Here is a 12,741-nt window from a genome sequence, read left to right as displayed (position 1 = left end):
CCCGGTCCGACCCCTCCGGCAGCCCCGGGGACGGTCCCGCCGGCCACCCGCCGGGACGCCCGCCGCCTACTCCGTCTCCTACGCCTACGCCTACGCCACCGAGAGCGCGATTCCGTCGAGGATGTCGTGCTCGCTGACGACCACCTCGGCGGCGCCCGTGCGCTCCATGATCTCGGCGAGGACGACCGCGCCCGCGACGATCACGTCGACCCGGCCCGAGTGGATGACCGGGATCGCGGCCCGCTCGTCGTGGGTCGAGCCGAGCAGCCGGGTGACCACCTCGTCGACCTGGGCACGGGAGATCCGGGCGTGGTGGACCTTGGTGGAGTCGTACTCCGGCAGGCCCAGCGCGATCGCGGCCACCGTGGTGACCGAGCCCGCGAGCCCGACCAGGGTCTCGGCCTCGCCCAGCGGCACCTTCTCGGCGGCCAGGTCCATCGCGGCCCGGACGTCGGCGCGGATCGCGGCGATCTCGTCGGCGGCCGGCGGGTCGGTGCGCACATGGCGTTCGGTCAGCCGTACGCAGCCGATGTCCACGGACCGGGCGGCCTCCACGTGCCGGACGCCGACCACGAACTCGGTGGAGCCGCCGCCGATGTCCACGACCAGCCGCCGGTCGTCGCCGGGCAGCTCGCCGGTGGCGCCGGTGAAGGAGAACTCGGCCTCCTGGTCGCCGGTGATGACCTCGGGCTCGACGCCCAGGATCCCGACGACGCCGCGGACGAAGTCGTCCCGGTTCTCGGCGTCGCGCGAGGCGGAGGTGGCCACGAAGCGGATCCGCTCGGCGCCCAGCTCCTCGATGACCGCCGCGTACTCACGGCAGGCGGCGAAGGTCCGCTCCAGCGCCTCGGGCGCGAGCCGGCCCGTCCGGTCGACGCCCTGCCCGAGCCGGACGATGGTCATCCGCCGGTCCAGCTCGATCAGCTCGCCCGTCTCCGGGTGGACGTCCGCGACGAGGAGGCGGATGGAGTTCGTACCGCAGTCGATTCCGGCGACCCGGGTCATTCCGCGGACCCCTCCCCGCTCTTCTCGCCCTGCTCGGTCTGGCTGCTCGACTCGGCCTGGCCGCTCTTCTCGCCCTGCTCGGCCTGCTCGGCCTGCTGGTTCTTCTCCACGCACGGGGTGACGCACGGGCCCTTCGCCCACCACTCGGGCAGCATCGCCAGGGCCTCGTCGCCGAATGGGTTCACACCCGGGCCCGCCACCAGGGAGTGGCCGACGAGCACGTGCAGGCACTTGACCCGGTCGGGCATGCCGCCGGCGCTCGGGAAGCCCTCCAGGACCTCGATGGCGTCACGGCGCGCGATGTAGTCCTCGTGCGCGGCGCGGTACGCGGCGGCCAGCTCCGGGTCGGTGGCGAGCCGGGCCTGCATCTCCTTCATCACGCCGTTGGCCTCCAGGGTGCCGATGGCGGAGGCGGCGCGCGGGCAGGTCAGGTAGTACGTGGTCGGGAACGGGGTGCCGTCGGGGAGCCGGGGCGCGGTCTCGACGACGTCCGGGTTGCCGCAGGGGCAGCGGTGCGCGATGGCGCGCAGGCCGCGGGGCGGCCGGCCGAGCTGGGCCTCGAACGCGGCGATGTCCGCGGCGGTGGGCTCGGTGCTCTCGGTCTGCGGAGGGGGCGTGTCCATGTCTGCCTCGGTCTGCCTTGCTGAAGTAGGTGGGAGTGGGGGGAAAAGAATAAGGAGCGGGGGTGCGGTGGGGTGGGGGGGACGGGGGTCAGTGGCGGTCGGCGTTGTCCACGCCGTCCCACAGATTGTCGTACCAGGGCTGGTCTTCCGCCCCCCGGTCCGAACGCGGCCGGCTGTCCGCCTCGGGGTCGTTCACGGTGAAGGCCGTCTCGCCGGGCCGTACGTAGTGCAGGTGCTCACGGGCCAGCCGGCGGATGTACGCGGGGTCCTGGAGGCGGGCCTTCTCGTCGCGCAGCTGCTCGACGCGGCGGGCGGCCTCGGCCGCCTTCTGCCGCTGGTCGGCGATCTCGCCCTGCTGGGAGACGTAGCTCCGCATCGGGTACGCGAGCGCCACCACCATGGAACAGACGACGAGCGCGAGGAACGCGGCGCGCCCCGTGAGCCGGGAGCGGCGGTCCTGGCGGCGGGTCTGGGAACGGTAGACACGGGCGGCGGTCTGCTCGCCGAGCAGCCTGATCCGGGTCGCGGTCGAGAACCGGTCCCGGTCCTTCACGGCCATGTCCTGCGTCTCCCCATCCGTCGCGCCATCCGTCGCGCCATACGTCGCGCTAAACGTCGCGCCATCCGTCGCGGTCCGCCATGCGCTGGTACGACCACCACACGCACGCGCGCGTGTCGGCGCGGTGCGGCGGCGGCACGTGCCGGTCAAACGTACGTCCCCGCACACGGTACGGGACCGGGTGCGGGGACGGACGGAAGCGGCGAGCCGAAGATCGGCCCTGGCGGGACATCGGCCCCGGCGAGGGATCGGCCCCGGCAGGAAGATCACCCGCGTCGGGGACCGGCCCTCACGCGGATCGGCCCTGCCGGGAATCGCCCCTGCCGGGGACCGGCCCTGACGCGGATCGGCCCTGACGGGAGATCACCCGCGCCGGGCGCGGGCCCGCCCGGGTGTCAGCCCTTGTAGCGCGGGAAGGCGCTGCGGCCGGCGTAGACCGCGGCGTCGTCGAGGATCTCCTCGATGCGCAGCAGCTGGTTGTACTTGGCGACGCGCTCGGAGCGGGCCGGGGCACCGGTCTTGATCTGGCCGCAGTTGGTGGCGACGGCCAGGTCGGCGATGGTGACGTCCTCGGTCTCGCCGGAGCGGTGGGACATCATGCACTTGAAGCCGCTGCGCTGGGCCAGCTCGACGGCGTCCAGGGTCTCGGTCAGCGAACCGATCTGGTTGACCTTGACCAGGAGGGCGTTGGCGGAGCCCTCCTCGATGCCGCGGGCCAGACGCTCCGGGTTGGTGACGAACAGGTCGTCGCCCACGAGCTGGACCTTGGCGCCGAGCTTGTCGGTGATGACCTTCCAGCCGGCCCAGTCGTCCTCGAACAGCGGGTCCTCGATGGAGACCAGCGGGTAGGCCGCGACCAGCTCCTCGTAGTACTCGGTCATCTCGGCGGCCGAGCGGGACTTGCCCTCGAACTCGTACACGCCGTCCTTGTAGAACTCGGAGGCGGCGCAGTCGAGCGCGAGCGCGATGTCCTTGCCGGGCACGTAACCGGCCTGCTTGATGGCCTCGAGGATGAGGTCGAGGGCCTCGCGGTTGGAGCCCAGGTTCGGGGCGAAGCCGCCCTCGTCGCCGAGGCCGGTCGACAGACCCTTGTCCTTCAGGACCTTCTTGAGGGTGTGGTAGACCTCGGTGCCCCAGCGCAGGGCCTCGGAGAAGGACTCCGCGCCGATCGGCGCGATCATGAACTCCTGGATGTCCACATTGGAGTCGGCGTGCGAGCCGCCGTTCAGGATGTTCATCATCGGAACGGGCAGCAGGTGCGCGTTCGGGCCGCCGAGGTAGCGGAAGAGCGGCAGGTCCGACGCCTCGGAGGCGGCGTGCGCGACGGCGAGGGAGACGCCGAGGATGGCGTTGGCGCCGAGCGAGGACTTGTCCGGGGTCGCGTCCAGGTCGAACATGGCCTGGTCGATCAGGCGCTGCTCGGTGGCGTCGTAGCCGACGAGCTCCGGGCCGATCTGCTCGATGACCGCGAGGACGGCCTTCTCGACACCCTTGCCCTGGTAGCGGTTGGGGTCACCGTCGCGAAGCTCCAGGGCCTCGAACGCACCGGTGGAGGCGCCGGACGGAACGGCAGCACGACCCGTGCTGCCGTCGTCGAGGCCGACCTCGACCTCGACGGTGGGGTTGCCTCGGGAGTCCAGGATTTCCCGGGCTACGACGACGTCGATGGACGGCACGAGCATCTCCTTCTGGGATGTGACGCTGAGTGTGACGCATGCGCAAGGTCTCGTTCGCCTTGCGACAAGAGCCTAACCGGCGCGGTGGCGACGGCCACCGGGCGCCCGCCCCCTAAGACGAAAAAGGACCCGGGGGCATGCACATGGGGACGAATCCCCTGGGTTACTCATCGGTATGGATCCGGAGGAAAGCGACGGGCGGACCCGGAATCGGACCGATGAGCGGCTCGGGGAGCGCGAAAACGGCGTGACCGACGAACACGACCCGCGACCCGCGACCGCGAACCGCGAACCACGGCCGTGCGCCCCAACCCACGAACTGCGGCCATGCGCCACGGCCGCGAACCGCGACCGGCCCGGAGCACGCGCTCCGGGCCGGTCGGGGACGGTCACGGGGTCACCACGGGGGACAGTCGCCGAACCCGCGCGAGGTGCCGCTCGTGAGAGGTGGGGGCTCACACGAGCGCGCGGCTCACTTCAGGTGGAGCTGCTGGCCCGGGTAGATCAGGTCGGCGTTCTCGACGATGTCCTTGTTCAGCTTGAACAGCTGCTGCCAGCCGCCCTTGACGCCGTTCTCCTTGGCGATCTTGCTGAGGGTGTCGCCGGAGACGACCTTGTACTCGCCGTCGCCCTTCTTGACCTTCTTGCCGGTCGGGGTGGTGACGGTCTTCTTGGCGGCGTCCTGCGGAGCGGCCTGCGGGGCCTGGCGCTGGGTGCCGCGGGTGGTCGGCTGCTCGGTGGAGCGCTGCGGCGCGGTCATGGAACCGGTGGCCGAGCCGGCGGAGGAGCCGGTGCTCTTGCTCGCCGAGGACGAGGAAGAGGAGGAGGAAGAGGCCGCCGAAGACGACGAGCCCGCCGAGGAAGAAGACGAAGACGAGGCGGCCGACGAAGAGGACGACGACGAGGCGGAGCCCGAGTACGCGGCGCCGGAGAGGCCCACGCCGCAGCTCGGCCACGCGCCCTTGCCCTGGCCCGCCAGGACCTTCTCGGCGACGGCTATCTGCTGGGTCTTCGAGGCCAGGTCGGCGCGCGAGGCGTAGGAGGTGCCGCCGTACGCCGCCCAGGTGGACGCGGAGAACTGGAGGCCGCCGTAGTAACCGTTGCCGGTGTTGATGGACCAGTTGCCACCGGACTCGCACTGCGCGACGCGGTCCCACTCGGCGGCGGTGGCGGCGGAGGCGTTGCCCGCGGCCATCAGCGGGGCGGCGACGGCGACGCCCGCGACGCTCGTCAGCGTGAGGACACGGGTGGCCTTGGAGGGACGACGGCGTTTGCCCTTGCCGGAAAACAGCATGGAGATTCTCCTCACCGACGCCTACGAGGTGAGCTGTCGGGTTCGGACCTGTGAGTTGTCCGGCCGCGTGTCCTTGCACGCGGCTCCACCCCAAGCCGGTCGTCGGCCGTCTGTTTCAACGGCCGGGCCCGGCGCTTACCTTGGGTCCCCCGCTCCTGCCTTCGGCGCATGACGCGACGACTGTTCCCATCGGCCGGCGGCAGGATTCGGCGTACCGCCCGACGGGGCCCGCGGTGGCGAGCGGTCCTGACCGTAGACACAGACCGGGGAGAAGATCAAAGCCCATCAACCCGGAAAAATCGCCCCTACTTGCTCCCCGTCAGGGGGTGTTTGTGCAGGTGAGGGGCGATTCGATCACAGCCCACGACGGCCGCACGCCCGTTCGGCAAGAGAGATCCATGTCTCACTGCGGCATTACGGACATTCAGCCCCTGACTACTCGTCGGACGAGGAGTTCTGCGACCCCAGCTTGAGGCTCTGACCAGGGACGATGAGGTCAGGGTCGGAGCCGAGCTCCTTCTTGTTGGCGTCGTAGAGCGCGGACCAGCCACCCACGAGGCCCGTACGCCGTGCGATCTCCGTCAGACTGTCTCCCGGTCTGACGGTGTATTCGTCCGCCTTGTCCGCCGTGACGGCGTTTCCGGCCACGACCTCGCTCTTGGCGGCGCCGCCTTCGCCGCCCTTCGCGCCCTTCGCGCCCTCGGCGGCATCGGCAGCGTCGGTGTCACTGCCGGCCGGGGCGGCGTGCCGTCCCGCTTCACGCGCGGCGTCCGAGCCGTCCGTACCTTCCGGCGCGGCGTCACCCCGGTGCTTGCCCTTGCTGTCGCTCTGGCCCTGGCCCTGGCCGTGGCTCTGACTCTGCCCCGTTGTCTGACCCGGGGTGGCCGTCCCGGGCGCGGTCGGCAGACCCGGCGTCACGGACGTGTCCGGGGCGGCCGGAGCCGCGGGAGCGGCCGGGGTCGTGGGCGCGCCCGGGAGGCCGGGCAGCTGGAGGACGCCGGGAATGGCGAGGAGGCCGGTCGGCGCCTGCGGGAGCGAGACGCCCGGCGCGATCGGGCCGAAGGGAGTGGCCGCCGGCGCCGGGGTGGCCGGGGCGGCGGAGGCGTCGGGGGTGGCCGGAGTGGCCATCCCGCCCGGGTACGAGTCCACGGAGCCGCCGGGTGCGGCCGGGCCGGTGCCCTGCCCGTAACCACCCTGGTCGCCCTGGTTGCCCTGGTTCCCCTGGTTGCCCTGCGACTGGCCGAACGGGTCACCCTGACCGGCCTGACCGCTCTGGCCGCCCTGGCCGTGGCCGTTCTGACCGTTCCCCTGGTTGGCCTGGTTGCCGTTCTGGCCGTGACCGGACTGGTCGCCCTGGTTTCCGTTGCCCTGGTTGCCCTGGCCGTTGTTGCCCTGACTGCCGTTGCCCTGGTTGCCGTTGCCCTGACTGCCGTTGCTCTGGCCGGCCTCGGACGGCAGGCCGTCGGTGCGGTTCGACTCGGCGACGGGAGAGTGCGACGCGCTGGGCAGCGGGCCGGAGCCCGGGTCGACGGCGGGCGCCTTGCCGTCGTGCTGGAGCCCGGCGATCGGGGCGCAGGTGTCCCACTGGGTGTCGCCGGCGGCGAACGCCTTCTCGGCGATGGCTATCTGCTGGGCCCGGCTGGCCAGGTCGGCGCTGGGCGCGTAGGCGAGACCGCCGTGCCGCTCCCAGCCGTCCTGGGTGAACTGGAGCCCGCCGTAGAGACCGTTGCCGAAGTTGGCGCTCCACGCGCCACCCGACTCGCACTCGGCGACCCGGTCCCAGGTCTGGGCATCGGCGGCGGAAGCGGACCCGGTGGCGAGCAGGGGCAGGGCCAGGGCCGATCCGGTCACTCCCGCGGCGACGACGATAGCGGGGGCCTGGCGAGGTCGACGGTGACGTCCGTTCCCGGAGCGCATGCGGAGTGCCTTTCGCGTGACGGCGTGGACTGCGGGTGAACGTAGCCGCATTCGAACGGGCGTCACAAGTCGATGCACCGCAGATCACGCGAACATCACATTTTTGACCTGTCGTCAGCTTTCGTGGCGCCGAGGGGCCGGGGTGAACTCCACGGGAAGGGTCCGCAGGCCACGCATGATGAGCCCGCCGCGCCAGCGCAGCTCGGCCGGATCGGCGCCGAGCTTCAGGTCGGGCAGCCGGGTCAGGAGCGTCGCGAGCGCCGTCTGGCCCTCCAGCCGGGCCAGCGGCGCGCCCAGGCAGTAGTGGATGCCGTGGCCGTATCCCAGGTGCTGGTTGTCGCGCCGGGCGAGGTCCAGGGTGTCCGGCTGGTCGAAGCGGGCCGGGTCGCGGTCGGCGGCGGCGAGGACGACGAGGACCGGGTCGCCGGCCGGGATCTCCTGCCCGCCGATGGTCAGCGGCTGGGTCGCGAAGCGCCAGGTCGCGAGCTCGACCGGCCCGTCGTACCGCAGCAGCTCCTCGATCCCGGTCTCCAGCAGGCCGGTCTCCCCCGCGGCGAGCGAGTCCTGGAGGCGGGTGCGCTGCCCGGGGTCGCGCAGCAGCGCGTAGACGCCGTTGCCGATGAGGTTGACGGTGGTCTCGAAGCCGGCGAAGAGAAGGATGAAGGCCATGGCGGCGGCCTCGTTCTCGGTCAGGTGCTCGCCGTGGTCCGAGGCGCGGATGAGTCCGGAGATCAGGTCGTCTCCCGGCTCTTCCCTCTTCTTGTGGATGAGTTCGGCGAGGTAGCCGCGCATCTTCTTCACCGAGCGCGCGACGCCGCCGCGCGGCCCGCCGCCGTGCCGGATCATCATCCCGGCCCAGTCGCGGAAGTCGTCCTGGTCCTCGGCCGGTACGCCGAGCAGGTCGCAGATCGCGTAGATCGGCAGCGGGAACGCGAACTCGTGGATGAGGTCCGCGCTCCCGCGCTCCGCGAAGCCGTCGATGAGCCGGTCGGTCAGCTCCTGCACGCGCGGCGCGAACTCGGCGACGCGGCGCGGGGTGAACGCCTTGGAGACGAGGCGGCGCAGCCGGGTGTGGTCCGGCGGGTCGATGTTGAGCAGGTGCGTCATCAGCTCGGCCTTGCGCTCGCCGGGGATGCCCGTCTTGCCCTTGGCGTGCGCCGGCCCGTCGTGGTGCGCCGGGTTCTTCGACAGCCGCTGGTCGGCGAGCGCCTGGCGGGCGTCCGCGTACCGGGTCACCAGCCATGCCTCCACCCCGCTGGGCAGCGTCGCCCGGTGGACGGGCGCGTGCTCGCGCAGCCAGGCGTACGCCGGGTACGGATCGGTGGCGAACTCCCAGGTGAACAGCTCGGGGGCGGGGGGTGTGCTCATGCTCCGACGGTACAAGGCGCCTGGCGGGACACCACGGGGACCATGGGCCTCATGGGGCCCATGGGTCCCGGCCGGACCGGGCCGGGCCGGGCCGGGCGGAGCCGGGCGGAGCCGGGCGGAGCCGGGCGGAGCCGGGCGGAGCCGGGCCGGGCGGAGCCGGAGCGCCCCGCCCCGGGCTGTCAGCCCACGCCCATGCCCCCGCCCTCTCCCCTATCCCCTATCGCCGGCCCCATCTCCACCCTTCCCGCGATAGGCGGCGAGGAAGACCCGGACACCCTCCTCCGCGTACCGGTCCAGATCGGCGTCGGTGTGCTGGGCGGAGCCGTGGAACATGGCCGCGTTGACGGGGATCCAGAGCAGCAGCCCGGCGAAGTGGTGCGCGGCGAGCTTCGGATCCGGGACGGTGAGCCGCCCCTCGGCGTCGAGCTGCCGGAAGGTGTCGGCGAGACCGGCGAGCACCCGCTCGAAGCCGCGCTCGTACCAGTCGGCGCCCAGCTCGGGGAACTGGTCGGCGTTGGCGATGATCAGACGCCGCAACCGCAGAACGCGGTCCTGGGTGAGGGTACGGACGAAGCTCCGGGCGAGCCGGGCCAGCCCCTCCTCCAGACCGCCGGCCCCGGCCCCGGCCCCGGCCTCGACCCCACTCCCGTCCCCGGCCCCGCTCCCCTCGCCACCGCCACCGCCATTCACGACGGTGTGGAACTCGGCCGCCGCCCCGATGATCCCGTCGACGTCGTCCGTCGTGGCGAGGACGATCTCGGCGAAGAGGGTGTCCTTGTCGGCGAAGTGCTTGTAGACGGTCTGCTTGGAGACCGCGGCCAGTTTCGCGATGTCGTCCATGCTCGTCCCCGCGTATCCCTTGGTCAGGAACACGGAGGTCGCCGCCTCCAGGATCGACTGGTGCTTGAGTGCCGAGCGGCTGTCCATGGCCGTTCCCCTCTCCCTTTTCTCTCTTCTTCTCTCCGCCCCCGTCCCCGCCGGAAACGCTCACCCGAAAGAGTACTGGACCGACCAGTACCCACCTGAGTACTGTACGGTCTAGTACCTGATCGACGGCCCCTCCCACGGCCGCCGCGTCAGCAAGCATCGGGATCGAGTTCCGTGCGAACTCGGGGGAAGGGGATCTCTCATGACCACGACCACGACCACGCACAAGGTCGTCTCCGCTGACGGCACCGCGATCGCCTGCACGGTCCGTGGCACCGGCCCGTCCGTCGTCTTGGTCGGCGGGGCGCTGATGACCGGCGCCGAATCCGCCGAACTGGCCGGACTGCTCGCCGAGCACTTCACCGTGATCACCTACGACCGCCGGGGCCGGGGCGGCAGCGGCGACACCGCGCCGTACGAGGTGGCGCGGGAGATCGAGGACCTGGAGGCGCTGATCCAGGGACCGGCCGGCGGCTCCGCCGCGCTCTTCGGGATGTCGTCCGGCGGCGCTCTCGCTCTGGAGGCCACGGCCCGGATCGGCGGCGGCGCGGTGACCCGTCTCGCGGTCTACGAGCCGCCGTTCATCACCGACGACAGCCGCCCGCCGCTGCCCGCCGACTACGTGACACGGCTGACCGAGCTGGTCGGCCGTGGGGCGTACGGGGACGCGGTCGAATACTTCATGACGGCGGCGGTCGGCGTGCCCGAGGAGGTCGTCGCGGGGATGCGTCAGGCCCCGTTCTGGGCGGGCATGGAGGCTCTCGCCCCCACGCTCTCCTACGACGGCCGGGTCATGGGCGACATCATGTCAGGGCGCCCGCTGCCGCTGGGCCGCTGGGCGTCGGTGACCGTGCCGGTGTTCGTCGGCAGCGGCGACCGGGGCGCGCCGCACATCCTGACCGGCGCTCGCGAGCTGGCCACGGCGGGCGACAACTTCACCCTGCGGGTCTTCCCCGGGGAGGAACACGCGATAGCCCCGGGGGTCCTGGCGCCCGCCCTCGCCGACTTCTTCGGCGCGAAGGCGAGGTGACCCGACTCCTTCGGCGCGAAGGCGGGGTGACGGACCTTTCTCACACCCTGAAGGCCCCGGCTGCGGCGCTTGGCCGGCGCGTGAGGTGCTTAGATCTTGTCAAGTGGATGCCCAGCTACTCAAAAGCACGTTCGCGGTCGTCGAGAGACGAGCGGAGCACGCTGTCACCTACTTCTACTCGCACCTCTTCTGGAACAACCCGCGCGTCCGCGAGCTGTTCCCCGCCGACATGGCGCCACAGAGAGACCGTCTGTTCGCCGCGCTGACCCATGTGGTGACGCATCTGGACGACCCGGCGCTCGGGGAGTACCTGGGGCAGCTGGGCCGCGACCACCGGAAGTTCCTGGCGACGCCCGCGCTCTACAGCGCGGTCGGCGCGAGCCTCCTCGCCGCGTTCGCGCACGCGTCCGGGGCCGCCTGGAGCATGGAGGCGGAGAAGGCGTGGACGGAGGCGTACGGGCTGGTGTCCGACCTGATGCAGGCCGGCGCCGGGCGGTCCGCCGAGGCGGGGCAGCCGGCCTGGTGGGACGCCGACGTGGTGCGGCACGAGCGGTACGGGCCGGATCTGACGCTGCTGACCCTGCGCCCCCGGACGCCGTTCCCCTACCTGCCGGGCCAGTACACGAGTGTCAGCACGCCGCACGCGCCGAGGATCTGGCGTACGTACTCGCTCGCCAACGCGCCGCGCCCGGACGGCACGGTCGATCTGCACATCGGCCGGGTCGAGGGCGGGGCGATGAGCACCGCGCTGTCCGACCGGCTCCGGCCGGGCGACACGGTGCGGCTGTCCGCCCCGAGCGGCGCGCTCACCGCCCGCACCCCGCCCGGCAAGCCGCGCACCTACATCGCGGCAGGCACGGGCTGGGCGCCGATCCGGGCCCTGCTCGAAGAGGCGGCGACCGACGAGCCGGCGTGCGAGGGACGGCTGTTCCTCGTCGCCCGGACCCGGGAGTACCTCTACGGCCGGGCGGACGCGGAGCGGCTGGCCGCGCACATCCCGGGGATGCGCCTCACCTCCATCACGGCCGCCCCGCGCGCACCGCGCGGTCAGGCCACGGAACGGCTGTTCCAGGCACTGCGCTCCGGCGTCAACTGGCCGGCCCACGACGTCTATCTCGCCGGTCCGCCGGAGTTCCTGACCCAGGTCTCGTCGATCCTGGCGGGGCTGGGAACGGACCCGGTCCGCATCTTCCACGACCGCATTCCCCCGATCACCCGCGCCACCACCTCCACGGCACCGGCCCGCCCGATGTCCCTCTCCGAACGCCGCATGAGCCGCCCGTCCCTCCACTGGCACAACCCGGACGCCCGCGCGCCCCGGGCGTACTGACAGGCAGCCAGTTCACCTCCCGCCCGACCCGACCCGGCACAGAGGCGGGCGGGAGACGACCCGACTCGACACCGAAGGAGACCCGAGGCCCTACGCGCTGACCTCCACGGTCAGCCCCACCACCGCCCGCACCGACACCGACCCAAGCCCCTCCCACCCGACCCACACCGGCCGCCGTCCACGACACCCCCACCACGCCCTCACCCCGACCGCTTCCACGGCCCGCCCACGTCCACGCCCCGCTGTCAGCGGCGTGCCGACGTGCCCAACACCCACCGAGTACCACCCCGCCGGGTGCCGCCCCATCGGGTGCCGCCGTCCCGGGTGCCGCCGTCCCGGGCTTCCGGGAGCCGGGCCACCGGCTCACCTCGCGGCCAATGGACCGGCCGTCTCCACCTGGTCGATCATCGTGGGATGTCGGACATGGTCGAAGCGAAGTGGAACGAGCTGCTCGCCCCGGGCGGCGGAATGCGCGTCTCGGAGTCACCGCTCCACGGCGCGTTCGCCGAACTGATCCGGGTCGCGCACGCGGAACCAGGGCTGCGCCGGTTCTTCCCCTGGACGGGCATGTGGGAGCTCCATCTCAGCCGGTGCACGGAAGTCCCGTACACCTGGGACATCCCCTACATCGGCATCTTGCGATCCGACGCCTACTACGTCGAGGGTCCGAGCCGCCGCGCCCCACGCATCATCGAGACCCACAGCCCCTACGAGGCGGTGGCAGCGGTCCTCGACCGCCTGCCGCCCCACGAAGGTCCGGCGTTCACGGGCACCGCAGACCAGTTGGCCGCCTTCGAGTCCCCACAGGAAGACATCCCCGCCCTCGGGTGACCTCGTTCGCGCCTGTCCACAGGGCGTGGACGGATACGCGAGGCCCCGACCGGGACGTGACCGGCGCCCGGCGGACAACCGACAACCGACAACAAAGGTCAGCGCGCGGGCGAAGCCACCGTGCGACATCCCCCGGCCTGAGCGACGACCGCACACGCACATGCACCTGCCGCCGGGCGGC

General features: G+C 72.1%; 11 protein-coding genes and 1 riboswitch. Of the genes, 3 read left to right on the top strand and 8 right to left on the bottom strand.

Annotated elements, in window-relative coordinates; translation table 11 throughout:
* Nucleotides 1-90: 90 nt before the first annotated feature.
* From ABZ990_RS16655 to ABZ990_RS16620, 8 genes are all read right to left on the bottom strand, one after another.
* Complete coding sequence (locus ABZ990_RS16655) at nt 91-1,005, bottom strand: Ppx/GppA phosphatase family protein (RefSeq protein ID WP_361231440.1); 915 nt, start codon at nt 1,003-1,005, stop codon at nt 91-93.
* Nucleotides 1,002-1,628 carry a DUF501 domain-containing protein gene (locus ABZ990_RS16650; protein WP_361231438.1) on the bottom strand — a complete coding sequence of 209 codons (627 nt, stop codon included), beginning with the start codon at nt 1,626-1,628 and terminating at the stop codon, nt 1,002-1,004. Before ABZ990_RS16650 ends, ABZ990_RS16655 begins: the two co-directional genes overlap by 4 nt.
* An 88-nt stretch (nt 1,629-1,716) precedes the next feature.
* The gene (locus ABZ990_RS16645; RefSeq protein ID WP_361231436.1) at nt 1,717-2,187 is read right to left on the bottom strand and encodes a septum formation initiator family protein; all 471 of its coding nucleotides are present in this window, start codon (nt 2,185-2,187) and stop codon (nt 1,717-1,719) included.
* A gap of 395 nt (nt 2,188-2,582) precedes the next feature.
* The gene (gene eno, locus ABZ990_RS16640) at nt 2,583-3,863 is read right to left on the bottom strand and encodes a phosphopyruvate hydratase (RefSeq protein ID WP_361231434.1); all 1,281 of its coding nucleotides are present in this window, start codon (nt 3,861-3,863) and stop codon (nt 2,583-2,585) included.
* Nucleotides 3,864-4,335: 472 nt separating this feature from the next.
* Nucleotides 4,336-5,157: a transglycosylase family protein gene (locus ABZ990_RS16635; protein ID WP_361231432.1), complete on the bottom strand. Its 822-nt coding sequence runs from the start codon at nt 5,155-5,157 to the stop codon at nt 4,336-4,338.
* Between the two features lie 3 nt (nt 5,158-5,160).
* Nucleotides 5,161-5,334, bottom strand: a riboswitch (cyclic di-AMP (ydaO/yuaA leader).
* Nucleotides 5,335-5,592: 258 nt separating this feature from the next.
* Complete coding sequence (locus tag ABZ990_RS16630) at nt 5,593-7,008, bottom strand: transglycosylase family protein (protein WP_361231430.1); 1,416 nt, start codon at nt 7,006-7,008, stop codon at nt 5,593-5,595.
* 180 nt (nt 7,009-7,188) lie between these two features.
* Entirely contained in the window at nt 7,189-8,442 is a 1,254-nt protein-coding gene (locus tag ABZ990_RS16625; protein ID WP_361231428.1) for a cytochrome P450, read from the bottom strand.
* A 210-nt stretch (nt 8,443-8,652) separates the two neighbouring features.
* Complete coding sequence (locus tag ABZ990_RS16620) at nt 8,653-9,369, bottom strand: TetR/AcrR family transcriptional regulator (protein ID WP_361231426.1); 717 nt, start codon at nt 9,367-9,369, stop codon at nt 8,653-8,655.
* Nucleotides 9,370-9,571: 202 nt separating this feature from the next.
* Here ABZ990_RS16620 and ABZ990_RS16615 point away from each other — a divergent pair, with 202 nt between their 5' ends.
* From ABZ990_RS16615 to ABZ990_RS16605, 3 genes are all read left to right on the top strand, one after another.
* Nucleotides 9,572-10,399, top strand: a complete 828-nt coding sequence (locus ABZ990_RS16615; protein ID WP_361231424.1) for an alpha/beta hydrolase — start codon at nt 9,572-9,574, stop codon at nt 10,397-10,399.
* Between the two features lie 103 nt (nt 10,400-10,502).
* Nucleotides 10,503-11,729, top strand: a complete 1,227-nt coding sequence (locus tag ABZ990_RS16610) for a globin domain-containing protein (protein ID WP_361231422.1) — start codon at nt 10,503-10,505, stop codon at nt 11,727-11,729.
* 414 nt (nt 11,730-12,143) lie between these two features.
* The gene (locus tag ABZ990_RS16605) at nt 12,144-12,560 is read left to right on the top strand and encodes a DUF6193 family natural product biosynthesis protein (RefSeq protein ID WP_361231420.1); all 417 of its coding nucleotides are present in this window, start codon (nt 12,144-12,146) and stop codon (nt 12,558-12,560) included.
* The last annotated feature ends 181 nt before the right edge of the window (nt 12,561-12,741 follow it).

It is taken from the genome of Streptomyces sp. NPDC046203, assembly GCF_040646255.1.
Taxonomy (GTDB): Bacteria; Actinomycetota; Actinomycetes; order Streptomycetales; family Streptomycetaceae; genus Streptomyces.
The sequence above is the reverse complement of the archived record's forward strand: the minus strand, read 5'-3'. Positions and strand labels throughout refer to the sequence as shown.

Coding starts and splice junctions, on each gene's coding strand:
- ABZ990_RS16605 (WP_361231420.1), top strand. CDS start 12,144: ATGTCGGACATGGTCGAAGCGAAGTGGAACGAGCTGCTCGCCCCGGGC.
- ABZ990_RS16620 (WP_361231426.1), bottom strand. CDS start 9,369: ATGGACAGCCGCTCGGCACTCAAGCACCAGTCGATCCTGGAGGCGGCG.
- ABZ990_RS16635 (WP_361231432.1), bottom strand. CDS start 5,157: ATGCTGTTTTCCGGCAAGGGCAAACGCCGTCGTCCCTCCAAGGCCACC.
- ABZ990_RS16615 (WP_361231424.1), top strand. CDS start 9,572: ATGACCACGACCACGACCACGCACAAGGTCGTCTCCGCTGACGGCACC.
- ABZ990_RS16645 (WP_361231436.1), bottom strand. CDS start 2,187: ATGGCCGTGAAGGACCGGGACCGGTTCTCGACCGCGACCCGGATCAGG.
- ABZ990_RS16650 (WP_361231438.1), bottom strand. CDS start 1,628: ATGGACACGCCCCCTCCGCAGACCGAGAGCACCGAGCCCACCGCCGCG.
- ABZ990_RS16625 (WP_361231428.1), bottom strand. CDS start 8,442: ATGAGCACACCCCCCGCCCCCGAGCTGTTCACCTGGGAGTTCGCCACC.
- ABZ990_RS16655 (WP_361231440.1), bottom strand. CDS start 1,005: ATGACCCGGGTCGCCGGAATCGACTGCGGTACGAACTCCATCCGCCTC.